This window comes from Adonisia turfae CCMR0081, assembly GCF_011009555.1.
GTDB classification, from domain to species: domain Bacteria; phylum Cyanobacteriota; class Cyanobacteriia; order Phormidesmidales; family Phormidesmidaceae; genus Leptothoe; species Leptothoe turfae.
This window is the reverse complement of the sequence record NZ_QXHD01000004.1, coordinates 4,509,012-4,525,046: the sequence shown is the minus strand read 5'-3', so window position 1 is coordinate 4,525,046 and position 16,035 is coordinate 4,509,012. Positions and strand designations below refer to the sequence as shown.

At 47.3% G+C, this 16,035-nt stretch carries 11 protein-coding genes; 7 read left to right on the top strand and 4 right to left on the bottom strand.

Annotated elements, in window-relative coordinates:
• Window positions 1-890 precede the first annotated feature (890 nt).
• Both DXZ20_RS23430 and DXZ20_RS23425 read left to right on the top strand, forming a co-directional pair.
• Window positions 891-1,403 (top strand): hypothetical protein, encoded by a 513-nt coding sequence (locus DXZ20_RS23430; protein ID WP_163666141.1) that lies wholly within the window; start codon window positions 891-893, stop codon window positions 1,401-1,403.
• A gap of 284 nt (window positions 1,404-1,687) precedes the next feature.
• Entirely contained in the window at window positions 1,688-1,900 is a 213-nt protein-coding gene (locus DXZ20_RS23425) for a hypothetical protein (protein ID WP_163666140.1), read from the top strand.
• 825 nt (window positions 1,901-2,725) lie between these two features.
• On the opposite strand, the gene DXZ20_RS23420 is transcribed toward DXZ20_RS23425, so the two are convergent.
• Window positions 2,726-3,514 carry a DUF4382 domain-containing protein gene (locus DXZ20_RS23420; protein ID WP_163701206.1) on the bottom strand — a complete coding sequence of 263 codons (789 nt, stop codon included), beginning with the start codon at window positions 3,512-3,514 and terminating at the stop codon, window positions 2,726-2,728.
• A gap of 136 nt (window positions 3,515-3,650) precedes the next feature.
• Window positions 3,651-4,445: a DUF1838 family protein gene (locus DXZ20_RS23415; RefSeq protein ID WP_163701203.1), complete on the bottom strand. Its 795-nt coding sequence runs from the start codon at window positions 4,443-4,445 to the stop codon at window positions 3,651-3,653.
• Window positions 4,446-4,918: 473 nt separating this feature from the next.
• On the opposite strand from DXZ20_RS23415, the gene DXZ20_RS37720 reads away from it, so the two are divergent.
• On the top strand, window positions 4,919-5,140 hold the full coding sequence (locus DXZ20_RS37720) for a DUF6737 family protein (protein WP_250565892.1): 222 nt from the start codon (window positions 4,919-4,921) through the stop codon (window positions 5,138-5,140).
• Window positions 5,137-5,514, top strand: a complete 378-nt coding sequence (locus DXZ20_RS23410; RefSeq protein WP_163666130.1) for a DoxX family protein — start codon at window positions 5,137-5,139, stop codon at window positions 5,512-5,514. The genes DXZ20_RS37720 and DXZ20_RS23410 overlap by 4 nt, the downstream gene beginning before the upstream one ends.
• Before the next feature lie 101 nt (window positions 5,515-5,615).
• Here the strand turns inward: DXZ20_RS23410 and DXZ20_RS23405 are convergent, their stop codons facing one another.
• Entirely contained in the window at window positions 5,616-6,653 is a 1,038-nt protein-coding gene (locus tag DXZ20_RS23405; RefSeq protein WP_163701201.1) for a PDDEXK nuclease domain-containing protein, read from the bottom strand.
• Between the two features lie 535 nt (window positions 6,654-7,188).
• Between DXZ20_RS23405 and DXZ20_RS23400 the strand changes: the two genes are divergently transcribed.
• Together DXZ20_RS23400 and DXZ20_RS23395 are read left to right on the top strand one after the other, a co-directional pair.
• Complete coding sequence (locus DXZ20_RS23400; RefSeq protein ID WP_163701198.1) at window positions 7,189-8,424, top strand: aminoacetone oxidase family FAD-binding enzyme; 1,236 nt, start codon at window positions 7,189-7,191, stop codon at window positions 8,422-8,424.
• An 895-nt stretch (window positions 8,425-9,319) separates the two neighbouring features.
• Window positions 9,320-12,313, top strand: coding sequence for an SdrD B-like domain-containing protein (locus tag DXZ20_RS23395; protein WP_163701195.1), 2,994 nt, complete (start codon window positions 9,320-9,322; stop codon window positions 12,311-12,313).
• Between the two features lie 233 nt (window positions 12,314-12,546).
• On the opposite strand, the gene DXZ20_RS23390 is transcribed toward DXZ20_RS23395, so the two are convergent.
• The gene (locus DXZ20_RS23390; RefSeq protein WP_163701192.1) at window positions 12,547-13,929 is read right to left on the bottom strand and encodes a collagen-like protein; all 1,383 of its coding nucleotides are present in this window, start codon (window positions 13,927-13,929) and stop codon (window positions 12,547-12,549) included.
• 327 nt (window positions 13,930-14,256) lie between these two features.
• Between DXZ20_RS23390 and argS the strand changes: the two genes are divergently transcribed.
• Entirely contained in the window at window positions 14,257-16,011 is a 1,755-nt protein-coding gene (gene argS, locus DXZ20_RS23385; protein WP_163701189.1) for an arginine--tRNA ligase, read from the top strand.
• Window positions 16,012-16,035 lie beyond the last annotated feature (24 nt).

Genomic DNA, 16,035 nt, shown 5'->3' with positions numbered 1-16,035 from the left:
GACAGCATAGTGTACACCAACACTTTTGCAACCTGCCAAACCTTATCTAAGCCTCTTGAACAGGCTGAGGCAGCGTATGCCGTTTATTCGCCTTAACCCCAGTCATCTGGTAAAGCTCACTCACGTACACTGCAATCAAACAGCTCTCGCGTTTCCGTAATCACAGCCTATCTGTAAGCATCATCATCATGATCCTTAGCATCCCATAGACTTAACTCACTGGTCAGCAGAAACAACAGAGACAAATAACAACGTTACCATTTGTATCAGAGAAGAGATTTTGAGGCACTACAGGAATATGCTGTACACATGAGTTGAAAAGCTCATAGCTGCTACACAAGGAGGTCTAACGATAGATAGCTCGATAGAATCGTTCGACGACTCAAAAACAGCACCCAAACACATCACTGATATTTCTTCTTACTTGCACTAGAGAGCCCTGTTGATAATAGGTTCGCCTGATATACAACAACTCTAAAAAGTCTTGTTTGATTTAGAAGAGTCCCTCAGTCGATTGTTCTGGGTGCTGTTGTGATTTAAAGCTGTAATCGCAGACACAAAATACCTCAGTAGACAGAACTCTGTATTACTTACCTAAATTTATTTAGGCACCCTCTATATTTAACTCGAAGCCTCCATGGGTCTTAGTAGCTGTGGGGGCTTCTTATATTGAATAGATATTGGGCAGTTGCGATGCTCCGCTGGAGCGGCTCCGCCAACACAACCCACAATCACCCTTGTGACCCATATCACTACATTTCCTCAGCCAAATTCAGAAACCCCTTAAGCAACCTTCAGTTTACGGTCAGATAGCGTTCAGGTAGCCCCGGCATCCTTGTAATCAATGAAGCAAGTAAACACACTTCACGAATTCATAAGGAGCTTTAACCATGAAACGCACACTTCTTTCCGCTTTAACTGTTCTCGTTGCCTCCGCTGCGATCGCACCCATCGCTGCCGCCGCTGAGCCCGCTAGCTTCAATATTCAGTCCGCTCGCCTCGAAGCGCTAGACGCCCGCACTAAGAATTCCGTCCACAAACTACGCCTTGAGCACCTTAACAACCAAACCAAGGCTATCGAAGATATCCAAGCCGCTCGCCTTGACGCCCTGGATGCCCGCACTAAGGCTATCGATAACATTCAAGCTGCTCGCTTAGATGCGCTGGACGCTCGCACCAAAGCCGTTGATAACATCCAAGAGACTCGGCTCAACGCCCTGGATGCTCGCACTAAGAACAGTGTTCACAAGCTACGTCTTGAGCACCTTAACAACCAATCTAAAGCGGTTGAGGATATCCAAGCTACTCGTTTGGAAGCATTGGATGCTCGTACCAAAGCTGTTGATAACATCCAGGAAGCACGCCTCGATGCTCTAGATGCTCGTACTAAGTCCGTCCGCTAACAGATTGCTGAGCTGTTGCGGTGCTCAGGTTGACAAGCTTGGGTGCCTGGGGCCGAACTGTTGCGGTGCTCCGACTAAAAATTCTGGATGCCCGGTGCAGACTCCGTAATCTGTGAAATGCTTCATTATTTCAGGGCACCCTTTTCTATTCAGACTCTCCCTACAACACACACTCTAGAGCCTCTACCCTACTGGTAGGGGCTTTTTTTAAATTAATGGAACCTGATGCTGGGAAAATATGACTGAATAATTCTGATGATCCACTCAGTTTTAAGGAAAAGACAATGCCCATTGATCCATATGAACCAGAATTAGCAAAACGAAAAACCATACTTGCGATCGCAGATCGTCAGCTAAAGCAAGCGATGTCAGCCTTCTCTAATCTGAACAAAGTAAATTCACAAGAAAAGCTGAATGGAGTGTTAATAGCGCTCAAGGACTATCAGGACGCAGCCAAAGGCGTATCGCAGTGGGTGCAACAAAAACCCCAAAAATAGTGATATCACGGCAAGCAACACCATCAACTATCACACTCCATAGAGTTATCTCACTGCTTCACAGGGAAAACAATGACAAATAACAACATTAACGTTTGTATCAGAGAAGAGTTTTTCAAACATTGTCGGAATATCCTAAGGACATGGGCTGAAAGGCTCATGGTCATAACGAAAGGAGGTCTAACAATAGATATCTCGATAGAATCGTTTGACGGGTCAAAGACAGCACCCAAACGAATCACTGACACCTCTTCTCACTTGCAATAGAGAGCCCTGTTTATAGTAGGTTCACCTTACATAAAACAACTCTAATTAGAAGTTGTGTTGAATTTAGAAGAACTCTTCAGTTGATTGTTTTGGGTGCTGTTACACTTTCAAGATTCACTAGACCAATTATCCAGCGTCAGAACTCACTGGACAACGGTGCACTATCTCCTCAGAATCCTTTAGTTAATACTCTATCGGAGCATTTCACAGTGATCGCTGACACATACGACTAAAAATTGATGACTGTGTGAGGAGACGATAGGCTTGTGCTGAAAAAGGGTGTATACAAACCATCGCAACATACAGTGGGTTCGCGGACAAAGCATAGTATGGAATAACCTCCTATAGCGAACCGTATATCTAAGTAGACAGAAACTTGTACTACTTGACCCTTTATATCTAAACCGAAGCCTCCATGCGCCATAGTGTGCATGGAGGCTTCTTATATGGGTCCATACCGAGTGGTTCAGCTTAAAGATTCACTAGACTAATCATCCGGAGCCAGAACTCACTGGGCAACAGTGCATTATAACAGAACGCATCTAACCTACAGTTGCCTTAGATTTCCTCTGCGCGGCAGTGTCCCTCTCCTACGTGTCCTAAGCCTTTATAGATGTCGGCGAGCTGAAGTTTCTCCACCTTGGTCAGCCTTGCTTCCAAGTCTTCAGGAGTTACATTAACAACACCATCTTGTGCTAAAGCCGCAAACGGGTCAAATCCCAGCGCCCCGCGATTGAGGACCTCATCTGCAGGTATATCAATATCACCAAACAGATGGTCAAAGTGAAACGTGGCTTCCACATCTGCCGTTCCTTCAGGATCTAAAATCCCTTTACGCTCATCACCAATAAAATCGCCGCAGAAGAATTCTAACGACGGATTCATGGCAATTTCAAAAGGAATGGTTTCACCATCACGGGTTGCTGTTCCGATTAAGACCAAGGATGGTTCCCCCTCTGAAACTAGCTTCCAAGATAGAGCGTTATAGCGACCTGCTGGCGTCTCTACCTGTTTTACCAAAATGGGTGCAGCAGTTGCATCCCCCTCAGCTAGATCCACATTGGCGGCGTCTGCTAGCACAGTATTGGTTTGAGCTGTAATTTCTACATCAGCATCTGGATTAAAAGGAGGCGATGTCTGGTAAGCAACAACATCCTGGATATTGGTATAGGCATGGTCAAACTCAATTTGCCAGCCATCTTTACTAGTAAACCCCTGTCGAATAAAGTCTTCACCATTAGCCCTTAATTCTAGGGTGCCGACTTTAGCCTCAGGTGACTGGGTACAAGCAACTCCCCCTAACAAGAGTGGGAAAACAGCCACATGCAACAACCAGTTTCTAGACATAGTTCTTCCTCAAACAGCCATCTAATTGAAACGTTGTTACCCTGATCTCTCAATGCCCCCTAGGGGGACAAACGCCTATTACTAGAAATTCTATTCTAAACTCGCCTAATCTCCCTAGCCAGGTCTTGTCGACTTATTATTCAGCCTCCCTAATGGGAAATTCTTCACCTGCTTGATAGGCATCAAAATATTTTTTGAAATAAGTCGTACTGGTAACGTTGGGTTCGTCGATGGTATCTGGGGTGTGCTCATAAATAGGTACACGCTGACGAATTACTTCAATTAATTTTGGATTGAGTTCTTCAAAAGTTTCCACTCGCTGAATGGTGGTTTCAAATCTCAGACGAGCAGGATGCTCATAACCCATCTTCATCCATGGGAGCCAGGGACAATCGCGAGCCCAAAGGGGGGTGGGCGCTGTCACTCCAGGGCGGACAGCGTAGGTTGTGAAATATTCGGTGCCTTGAAATGTAGGCCCAGGGCAATGTTCGCGATACTGAGGATCGTCAGCCAGGGGATGGGGATAGGTGAGGGGTATCTCCTGGACTTTCTTCAGGTAAGGTTGCCCCGCAGGAATCGTCGTCGTTTTGGGGCTGACATCTCCCTGCACAACTCGGTTGGCAATGGGTACTACGGATACGGGTGGCCGATTGGGAAAGGGTTGCCACTGGGTAAGTACATCGCCAGTGTCTAGATCGCAATAGAGGCCTAGCTCTCGATTAATACGGTGGCCATACTCGCCATTTTCACCAGAGCAAAGGAATACTTTGGTGGCATTCATGCCTGCGATCGCAACTATCTTCTCTAACGGCGCTTCAGGTGACAGTCGCCACCACACCGTTCCCTCCCATCGATAATAAAGCTGCTTACCATGGTAATGACGATAAAAGTCCAGGTTACTGACATCGTAGGCACGATCTAAATCAGTCATCAGTAACATCCCCAAAAAACATCACCCTGAGTTCAGGCTTACCTTAATCCTACCTAGGAAGAAATGAAAAAAGTATCAAGGACTACCAATAGGGAGCAATTATAAAGAAAATAAGTAATTACACCTATTTGTTATCTTTCCATGGGATTCTTAACTCAAGTTGATAGTTCAACACGTTTCTTCCAGTTGTGAAACATTGAAAGGTACAGATGTTTAGGCAAGAAATGTGCAAGTCAGTGCATTAACCCTTCGTTACCAGGGCAATGCCTGCTACTGAGCTTCCTAGGTTTTGCTAGTGTCTGTCGATGCTGGCAATTTCAGAACCGGGGTTGTCTGTTTTATGATGGGCAGCTCCTGGGGTGGGTTAACAAGGAGCGGGCGAGACAGCTTTACGCTGTTTCAACCGCTTTTTTTTTGCCATAGCGGTAAGCGGCCCAAGCTACCCTAAGCATGTGTGGTGTCTTGAGTTATCCATGGAAACATCCAAAAACCCCCAATCCCTATGGCAGCTAAAACCTTGGTGGTGCCAACCCTGGTCCATCGTTTTAACTGGCCTGGCTATCCCTACAATTAGCTGGACATGGCTGCATCGCTGGTGGATTACAACACCTGTTGCATTCGTGATTTTCGTCTGGTGGTATTTGTTTTTATATTTAGTCCCAAAGCAATACAAAACCACCCAATCTGACCTATGAAGTATCTACCCCTTGCCGCCCGTGTTTGCTTAGCGCTGATCTTTCTAAAAGCAGGCATTAATCATCTGATGGGCTTTTCTGATTTTGCTGACATGCTGGGTCAGCGTTTGCCCCTTGGCAGTCTATTAGCGGCTGCAACCATCACTTTTCAGCTCCTGGGGAGCCTGTCATTACTCCTGGGTTACAAGACCAAAATTGGCGCACTGCTGCTGGTTCTGTTTCTAATTCCAGCGTCGCTCATGTTTCACAATTTCGTAGCAGACCCTACTCAGATCAATTCATTTCTCAAGAACTTAGGCCTGATCGGTGGACTGCTCATGGTGATTGATGCTGGTGCAGGGGCTGTGAGTTTAGATAGAGCCCTCAAACATTAGTCTTTTGAATTTTGAGTGTTGGGTTTTCTAGGGGTTAACCATACGGCCCTGAACCATAGTCTGATACGACATCCTAACTGATAGGATCGCTCACAACTCACTCAACTCGTCCCAGGGAGTTGCGCATTGTCCAATTGTTGCTCCAGTTCTTCGACGGTGGGTAGCGTCCCTTGCAAATCCGCCGGTAGCTCACGCCCCAGCCGATGGGTGGCCACACCAATCGGCTTGTTGACATCCCGCAAAGAATACTCCGCCACCGTCGCATCATTGGACTTGCACAAAATCATGCCAATCGTAGGCTGGTCATCTGCATGACGCAGCAGATCATCGACTGCCGAGACAAAGAAGTTCATCTTGCCGGAAAACTCCGGTTCAAACTCACCTAGCTTCAGGTCAATCACCACAAAGCAGCGTAGCTTCAGGTGGTAAAACAGCAAATCAATGGCATACTCCTTGCTACCCACCTGGATGGGATATTGGCTACCCACAAAGGCAAAGCCCACACCTAGCTCTAGCAAAAAATCTCGAATGTGGCCTAACAAAGATTGCTCCAGGTCCCGCTCTTGAGCATCGGCTGCCAGGGTTAGAAAGTCAAAATTGTAGGGATCTTTAATGAGATTTTTAGCCAGATCGGACTGGTCCGGCGGCAGCGTACGCTCAAAATTGTTGATGGCTGCGCTTTTCTGATGGTGTAGCCCCTGATCAATCTGCATAAGCAGCACATTGCGACTCCAGCCATGCTCAATGGTCTGGCGCGCATACCAAAGACGCTCTTCAGGATCTTTGAGGGCATCCAACAGTCGGACATTATGGCCCCAGGGAATTTGTGAGAACACCTGGCGCACCAGCTGAGCATCAGGGTAGGCATCGGCAAAGGAACGCATGTACTTGAGGTTACGGGACGAAAAGCCAGTCATTTCAGGAAAGTCGCGTTTGAGATCCTTAGCGAGGCGATCAATGACTTTAGTGCCCCAACCTTCTTGCTGTTGACGGTCTAAAATTTCACGTCCAATCTGCCAATAGAGCAGAATCAATTCTTGATTGACGGCTAAGGCTGCCTTAACCTGGGCCGAGCGAATACGATCCTTGAGGGATTGTAAAAATCGGCGGTAGTTATCGGGTGACAGGGGATTAGCCATGGGTGGCAAGCGAAGAGCAATCTTTGGCGTCAAATTTAGCTCACTATAGCCCCACTTGCTGGCTGCGACTGCGCTCAGCCAGCGGCCATGTCTGCATGGGTTGAGACCAAGCTAGCGACCTGTCTACATTGGCTGAGTGCAACGGATCTGACCTTTAGTAGTCATGCTTCATCTGTTACGTTTTGAAATAATTTATATTTTTTGTAACAATACCCCCAATAAAGAAATTGGCTGTCCAAAACCCTCAAGGTCTTAGACAGCCAAGGCAATCATCACTATTTAGCATCCTGACTTCTACTAAAGAAATCTGAGATGCCTTCACATTCATTAATATAAGCTAATAAAAGTACAAAATGTAAATTTTCTTATGAATGAGGGTAAATTCCATCAATGCGTCCCATGTCCCATGGATACCCTCGACCCATCAGGCAACAGAAACGATTCAAAACCATGTAGTGTGGTCAATGCCTGACATCTACAGAAACATTGTCCGTCAGAATCAGCCTTGCCCACCATTGTTAGGTATAGCCAGAGCGTGGAAAAGCAACGAGTAATAGTCATTGGTGGCGGTGCAGCAGGTTTTTTTGGCGCGATCGCAGCCGCCCATGCCACCCCCAACGCCATCGTCACCCTTTATGAAGCCGGTCCCGAGTGTCTAGCCAAGGTGCGCATCTCCGGCGGTGGCCGCTGCAACGTCACTCACCACTGCTTTGAACCTAGCCAACTGGTGCAGAACTATCCCCGTGGCGGCAAAGCATTGCGCGGCGCATTTTCTCGGTTTCAGCCCCAAGACACTGTTGACTGGTATCGCAACCATGGCGTCAAACTCAAAACAGAAGCGGACGGACGCATGTTTCCCGTGACCGATGACTCTGCCACCATCGTCGATTGCTTGATAAAAACTGCCCTGAAAGCAGGCATCATCATCAAAACTCGCTCGCCTGTAAAACAGGTAAGCGCAACAGAACCAGGTTTTTTAGTGGGGCTAAAGGAGGGCAATGTGAAGTGCGATCGCATCCTCCTGGCCACCGGCAGTAGTCCCCAGGGACACCGCATTGCCAAAAGTCTGGGCCACACCATTGAGCCACCGGTTCCCTCTCTGTTTACATTCACCATTAAAGATGCCGCCTTAAGGCAGCGCAGCGGCCTCTCCATGGACCCCGTAGAGGTAAAACTCAAACTGCCGGGCCAAAAGAAACCCCTTTCCCAAACAGGTCCGGTGCTGATCACCCATTGGGGTCTAAGCGGTCCAGCCGTTTTGAAACTATCGGCCTGGGGTGCGCGTGCCCTCCACGAGCAGAAGTACCAGGGCACTGTACTAATTAATTGGTTGCCCCAGCTGACACAGGATAATGTGCGAGCACTGCTGCAAACTGCTAGGGAGGAAGGGGGGAAACGTGCGATCGCAAATCACAATCCCACACCGGCCCCCAAACGTCTTTGGACCTATTTTGTCCAACGCGCCCAAATTGATCCCCAAGCCCAATGGACAACATTATCTAACAAAGCCATCAACAAACTCACCCAAGAGCTCTGCCAAGGAGAATACTCCCTCCAAGGCAAGGGCGTATTCAAAGAAGAGTTTGTCACCTGCGGCGGCGTTCGCCTCAAAGAGATTAACTTTAAAACCATGGAAAGCCGCCTCTGTCCTGGACTCTTCTTTGCAGGAGAGATTCTAGATATTGATGGCATTACCGGTGGTTTCAACTTCCAAAGTGCCTGGACAACAGGCTGGCTAGCAGGCCATGGGATCAATTCGTCACACCTTTGATGGCCCATACGCACTCAAATATGCATGCAACGCAAATATCATAGATAATCAACCTATAAGCACGATTCAAAAGGCACCATTAATTCAACATTACAAAAACAGAGACAAAAATAGAGATTTATCCGGTTGAAGAAACACAGCAACTTAGCACGAGAAATCGTTAACATCTTGCCATTCAAATCAGTAGAAACAACTTTAATTGCTGAGTTCACAAAAGAATCAAAATACTTTGTAGTGTATTAAAAGATCTGAATACAGGAAACATTTACCCCAAAAGCCTTTTCAAAGATCAATATTATCTTCTTTGAAGACTGTATCCTTCGCACCGAAGCAAACCAAGTTTTGTTGTTGAGTTCATAGAGGAACCACTTATGCTTCGTATTATATTTAAAGAGTTACATACAAATAACCATTATATTAGTGATGTGACAGCGAAACAGTTACTATGCTCCAAGTGCACATAAACAAGATAAAACAAAGGATGTCAACAACTTTCTTTGCGTTCGAACACCTCATTACCAGCATACAGCTTCAAATTCGTGCATATCTTGTTTATTGCCACAGCATATGCAACAACTATATCTTCGAGTCTTAGGGGGACCTCCATAAGATTCAGAAACTGACAGAGTTTCTACGTCCTGGCATGGTTAGCTTTAGTTATCGTTAAAGCCCATTTTCCAGATTATTTAAATCTGCAATAGCTTCTCAATGGGCATCTGCCAATGTTGAAGAAGTTAACTGATCTGCCTGCCAAAAATACAAGGTTGCATCTCTTTGTTGAGCTGAATTGGCGGACCTTCTTTTGCCTGAACCAGTAGTAGGTGTAAGCCGTCAAGAACTGCTCTCGCTTCACCATCTTGCTAGCAAATTCAACACACCAAGGAACACGATTTAAATGGATATCAAATCTCTAAGTGCTGCTTTGCCTGAGCAGCTAACATTGAAGGCTATCAATCGTATTCACCGTCATTATAGTGATCCTAACGATCCTAACGATTCAACATATGTGGATCTTGTGATTGAAGATGGAGGTGTCTTAAATGGCACATACGGTGGCTTTTGTATCGATAGCGACCGAGATATTGGGTTTGGTGTAGATGAAAACTTCAACGGTATCATCGATGCCAACACCAATGAAGTGGGGAGTAGCTATTCTGCCAAAGTTTATTCCAGCTACGAACCCTTACCCGATGAATTAGTGGGGCAGGGTCTCATCGAAAAACCTGAAAATCTAGACTTACTAAACTGGATTATCAATCAGGATTTTACTCAGCAAACCTCTCCTAGTGGTTCTGGGAATTACACTTGGGCAGACCTACAGAGGGCTGTTTGGACATTAATTGATGATGAAAACTCTACCGCTGGTGGCATTGGTGAAGAAGGGGACTACTGGCAACAGGAACGAGTAGATGAGATTGTTGCAGCAGCTCGTGCCAATGGTGAGGGGTTTGTTCCGAGCTATGGTCAAAAAATGGGGATTATTATTGTTCCCGATACAGATGGTGATGGTGCACCTGATGCACAGGTCCAGTTTGCGGCTATTGAGCTAGCCAAGCTAGGCGATAAAGTATTTGTTGACAGCAACCGTAATGGCATTCAAGATGTGACAGAAGTGGGGGTTGCAGGAACAACCGTTAATCTACTAACCGATGTTGATGGTGATGGCACTATAGAAGCTGATGAGGTGATCGACTCTACCACTACTGATAGCAATGGTGAGTATCATTTCACCGTTGTTGCTGGTGATTATAAAGTTCAGTTTGAAACACCTGATGGATTTGAATTTACCGATGCCAACACCGGTAATGATGCCCTGGATTCAGATGCAGATACAACCACAGGTCTTACTCACAAAATCACCCTAGACCCTGGTGAGTACGACAGCACCATTGATGCAGGAATTGTATCTGAAGCAACTGCAAGCCTGGGCGATCGCGTTTGGTACGACACCAATAAAAATGGCATACAAGATGCGGGTGAACAAGGCGTTGCAGATGTCAAAGTCACCCTGACGGGCGGTGGTGCAGATGGCATCATTGGGAATGCTGACGACACCACGGCTGAAACTGTCACTGATGCTAACGGCAATTACGCTTTCACAAACCTCAATGCGGGTGAAGAATATAAAGTCACATTCTCTCACTTACCCCAGGGTTATACATTTACCCAAGCTAATGCTGATGACATGACAACAGAGGAAGTCGTCTTTGAGTCCAGCTTTGAAAGCGTCAGCAATGGCAGTTTTATTAAAGCACCCCTAGAAGGATGGCGGTCAAAAGACGGTTATCTTGAGCTGCACTATAACCACTCAGCAGATGGGAACAACCACATCGAACTGAATGATGACAGACTGAATTATTACAATGATACCAGTCAAATTTATCGGAATATTGCGACTGAAACAGGCAAGCAATATACCCTCACATTCCAGTCAGCAGCCCGACCAGGGTACAATGCCGATGTCAATGCCCTAGAGGTTCGTTTAGATGGTGCAACACTTCTAGAGGTCAAAGAAGATGGCACTCAGAGTTCAGGGCTCAACTGGAAAACCTATACCGTTACATTTGAGGGTGACGGCACCACAAAACAGCTGGAATTTTTATCCACTGGTATCGCTCAAAACTATGGTCGTGGAGCCCGTTTGGATGACATTAAGTTGGTTGCTAGCAGCGGCAGCAACAACGATGCTATTGATTCCGACGCTAATCCTGACAATGGCATGACTCAAATAGTCACCTTAGCCGCTGGTGAACATAACTCCACCTTAGATGCAGGGTTAGTGAAAACAGCAGTCTGTGCCAAGTTAGTAGGTACAGAGGGTATCAATGAAGGCAAAAAAGGACGTTACTTTGTTGAACTCGATGGTGTTAGTGATGTTGATCGCTATTTCACAGTTCAAGTAAACAGTGGCTCTGCCAAAATGACGACTGATTACCGTGCAGGTTATCAAGACATCATGTGGGGTGGCTATTACGATACTCGTAACCGCTGGGGTCGGGTGATTAAAAAGACCTATGGTTATATCGCCCAAGGTCGCGCTGGTTACACCGGGGACGATCGTAAAGCCATTGGCCCTGGCGATGCTAGCTGGGACTATACAGTCTATGACCAGAATGGTCATAAAGACTACGATGGCGTGATTCAGGTTAAAGTCGCTGCCGGTCAAACCAAGTCTGAAACCTTCCATGTGCAAACCTGGAAGGAAAAAGTCACCGTTGATTGGGATGCCCCCACGCGCAATGGTTACTATGAGGGTACTGAACGTTTTTCGGTTAGTCTGGTATCCGGTGATGCTGACAAGCTATGTGGCGATCATATCGATGTTTCGATTCGCGATCGCACCCACTACGACTTCTTTAGCCCCATTGCCCTTGATCTGAATGGTGATGGCGTTCAAACCACTGCTATGGGTGCAACAATTGGGACCTTTGACCTTTTAGGCACAGGCACTGCCATTGAATCTGGCTGGCTCTCCGGTGCTGATGCATTCCTCGCCGTAGATAACAACGAGAATGGCATCATCGACGATATTTCTGAGTTGTTTGGTGGTGAAGTGGGTGAAGGTTTTGCCAAACTACAGACATTTGACACCAATGGTGACGGTCTCATTGGTAATCAAGAGATTCTTACGGGTGGCATAATTCTTTGGCAAGATGCCAATGAGAACCACACAACTGATGAGGGAGAACTGATTACCCTAGGCTCTCAAGGTATCACCAGCCTCAACACCAGCTTTGAAGAAACCCCTGTATATCAGCACGGTAACGTTCTGATTGAACATGGTTCTGCTAACAAAGTGGACGGCAGTCAGATTGACATGGTAGATGCCTACTTCCAGATTCCTGCAACAGCCAGTAATCATGCTGAGACCATGACTAGTCTTGGATAATTAGTCAGGCACAGGCAAGCCGATCAATCGGCTGTGACCTTTATAGCAAACCGCTGACTGCATATCTCCAAAGGAGAGGCTGCAGCAACAGCGGTTTGCTGTGCCCATAGCTGTTACCACCTAATGCTTCAGCAATTATCTATGGCTGAACTATGGGTGCCAAGCGATGCTAACCCGACAAGAACAACAACCCTAAACTATCCGTCTCTTTTGCAAGGTAGTATCCAGAGTGACTAAATTTGTCCCTTCCAGGTCAATGTCTGCTCTGCAACATTACTCCCATAGGAACGAATAATCTTGAGCTCCACTTGAGCCCGGGTGCCGCCGCTGAGAAGCTGGGAGGCAATGGGCAATCGGCCCAGGGCTAAGGTAAACCGGTTATGGTCCTGTTGCACCAAGTCATCTGGCACGGGGCCATCAAACTCTACGTCATAACGACGACGGCGACCGTCATTGCCTGAGGTGCTATAGCGAACTTCAAAGCGTGTGTCTAACACATCAGAACGCTGGGCCAGATCGACCACGTTCACTTCAAAGGTACGGCTGCGACCATCAACGCGACCCATGGCAAGCTGGGTTACGTCCGCCACAGGCACAATGCCATCTACTCGGTAAGTAGTTAGGGTCTCTTGTTCTACGGTCTCTCCCAATAGCCAATACTCTTCAGGAAAATCAATATCGACTTGACCATTGGGTCGTAATGTTAAATCTATCGTTTCAGTAAAGGCTTGCAAGTCTTGGGAAGCCTGCCAATCAAGGGTAAATTGTCGATCAATAAATCCTTTATAGGCCTGATATTCATCGGCAATGACAGACCCAGGAGCCAGCAGGTTTGTCGATCCTCTGCGGGTCTCCCACAGGTTACGGGACAAAGTAACGGTTTTATTCGCCAGACTGGAAACTGAATGGGACTGTTCAGGATTTGCTTGGGGTAAGGGCTCTAATTGATTGATGAGGACCAGCTTGCCGATGTTACCCGCTGTGCCGTCGGCACCGTTGCGGCCATCTGCACCATCGCGGCCATCATTACATTCGTACTCTTCTTCTCGGCAGGTGCCGTTTTCACAAACTTTAACGGTCCAGCGTTCGTCGTCACATTCACAACCATAGGTACCATCACCACCACGACCACCACGACCACCGCGTCCCCCGCCTGCCATTGCTAAAACCTGTCGTAGGTGACTGGGGTCAGTGTATTGAACCGTCAGGGTACCGCCATTGCCACCACGACCGCCATTGCCACCATGACCGCCATTGCCACCATCGGCAGCATTCAAATCATGGCGCTCATCGCGGGGCTGACGTCGACACCGCAACCACTCAGCGTTTTCACCAAAGCCACCGTCTTCTCCATCGGTCCCGGATAGATTCAAATTCAGGGGTTGACCCGTTGCTCGAACGGTTTGGTCAGCGCCATCCCGACCATTACGACCGGCTCTACCATCACGGCCATGCCGACCATCACGGCCAAATTCCCTGGTACTCCTGGCCAATGCAGCTGTGCCACAGACATCCATAGCAGCCAAAGACACCCAACTAGTCAACGTCAGGGTGCTCGCTGTTAATGCCGTCAAACTCAATCGCCATAAATAAGGAAAACCAGAAAACATAGTCATGGGGCAATACTCAACAAAAATCCTGTCACAGGGGGGCTGACAGCCACGTAGCCAGGTATGATCACAGACCACAATGTCAGTGGGATGCATTCCTGGTCAAATGGCTGTTACTCCCAGATAAACCAACATAAATACGCTTGACAACCCCCTATAGGCCAAAGTTTTTTCCGACTACGAATGAATGATGTAGCGCAATGTGTAAGAGGAGTTGATAGGCTATAGGTTGCTTGCACATCACATTGGCTTTGCCAGCCAGAGGTTGCAGCCTAAGGGTTCAGGGGTCTTCATGCTCCTGACCAATCTGAAACACGTTACAAATTGGTGTCCATGTTATCCACCCTCGACGATCTAAAACATCGCCTGCAAACAGCCCTTGTGAGTGCTTTTGGCCCCGATTTGGCAGGTACCGATCCGGTCCTGGTGCCGACGAATAATCCTAAATTTGGTGACTACCAAGCTAATGTGGCCATGTCACTGGCCAAGCGATTGAAAGACAAGCCGCGTGCGATCGCAACCAAAATTGTCGCAAACCTCACCCTCGACGACCTTTGCGAAGAGCCCCAAATTGCTGGGCCTGGTTTTATCAACCTCAAGTTCAAAACCGAGTACCTGCAAGCACAGCTCAAAACGGTTTATACAGACGATCGCCTGGGCGTCCCCACTGCCGACCCAATTCAGCGGACCATTGTTGATTTCTCTAGTCCCAACATCGCCAAAGAAATGCACGTGGGCCACCTGCGCTCCACCATCATTGGCGAATGTATCGCCCGCACCCTAGAATTTCTTGGTCATGATGTATTGCGCTTAAACCACGTGGGCGACTGGGGCACCCAGTTTGGCATGCTGATCACCCATCTGAGGGATGTATGCCCTGAAGCGATCACCGAATCATCCTCAGTGGATATCGGTGATTTGGTAGAGTTTTACAAACAAGCCAAAAAGCGCTTTGACGACGATGAAGACTTTAAAACCACGTCTCGCGAAGCCGTTGTTGATCTCCAGTCCGGAGAAGAAAATGCCCGAAAAGCATGGCAGCTCCTCTGTGAACAATCCCGAAAAGAGTTTCAAAAGATTTATGATCGCTTAGACATTACCATTCAAGAGCGAGGAGAATCTTTTTATAATCCCTTACTTGAAAATGTTGCCAAAGATCTTAAGTCTCTTAACTTGTTAGAAGAAGACCAGGGTGCCCAGGTTGTTTTCCTAGAAGGATTTACCAATAAAGATGGTAATCCTCAACCATTGATTGTGCAAAAGTCTGATGGCGGTTTTAACTACGCCACCACTGACCTTGCCGCTATCCGCCAACGCACCATCGACGAAAAAGCCCAGCGAGTCATCTACATTACCGATGCAGGACAGGCAAACCACTTTGCCCAAGTCTTCCAAGTAGCCAATCGTGCCCATTGGATCCCCGCAGGTGTGGACCTAGTGCATGTCCCCTTTGGCCTGGTTAAAGGAGAAGATGGTAAAAAACTGAAAACCCGTTCCGGTGAAACCGTTAAGCTCAAGTCCCTGCTAGATGAAGCTGTCACCCGAGCAGAAACAGATTTACAAACACGGATTACCGAGGAAAACCGGGACGAATCGGCAGAGTTTATCCAAACGGTGTCTACGGCTGTGGGTATCGGTGCCGTTAAGTATGCCGACCTCAGTCAAAACCGCACCAGTGATTATATTTTCAGCTTTGATAAAATGCTGGCCCTTCAGGGAAATACAGCACCTTACATGCTCTATGCCTATGTAAGAGTCCAGGGCATTAGCCGCAAGGGCAACATCGACTTTACTCAGTTAGGCGATGCCCCTATTTTCCTGGAGGATGACTCAGAACTGGCCCTAGCCAAACATCTATTAGAACTTGACACAACCGTGATGGAAGTAGCGCGAGATCTATACCCCAACCGATTGTGTCAGTATCTATTTGAACTCAGCCAAAAGTTTAACCAATTCTATGATCGATGCTCAGTGTTACAGGCAGAAGAACCGCAGCGGACTTCGCGCTTAATGCTGTGTGATCTGACAGCTCGTACCCTTAAACTAGGACTTTCACTCCTGGGCATGCCAGTATTGGAACGCATGTAGTCTGTATGTACAGACATCAAACAG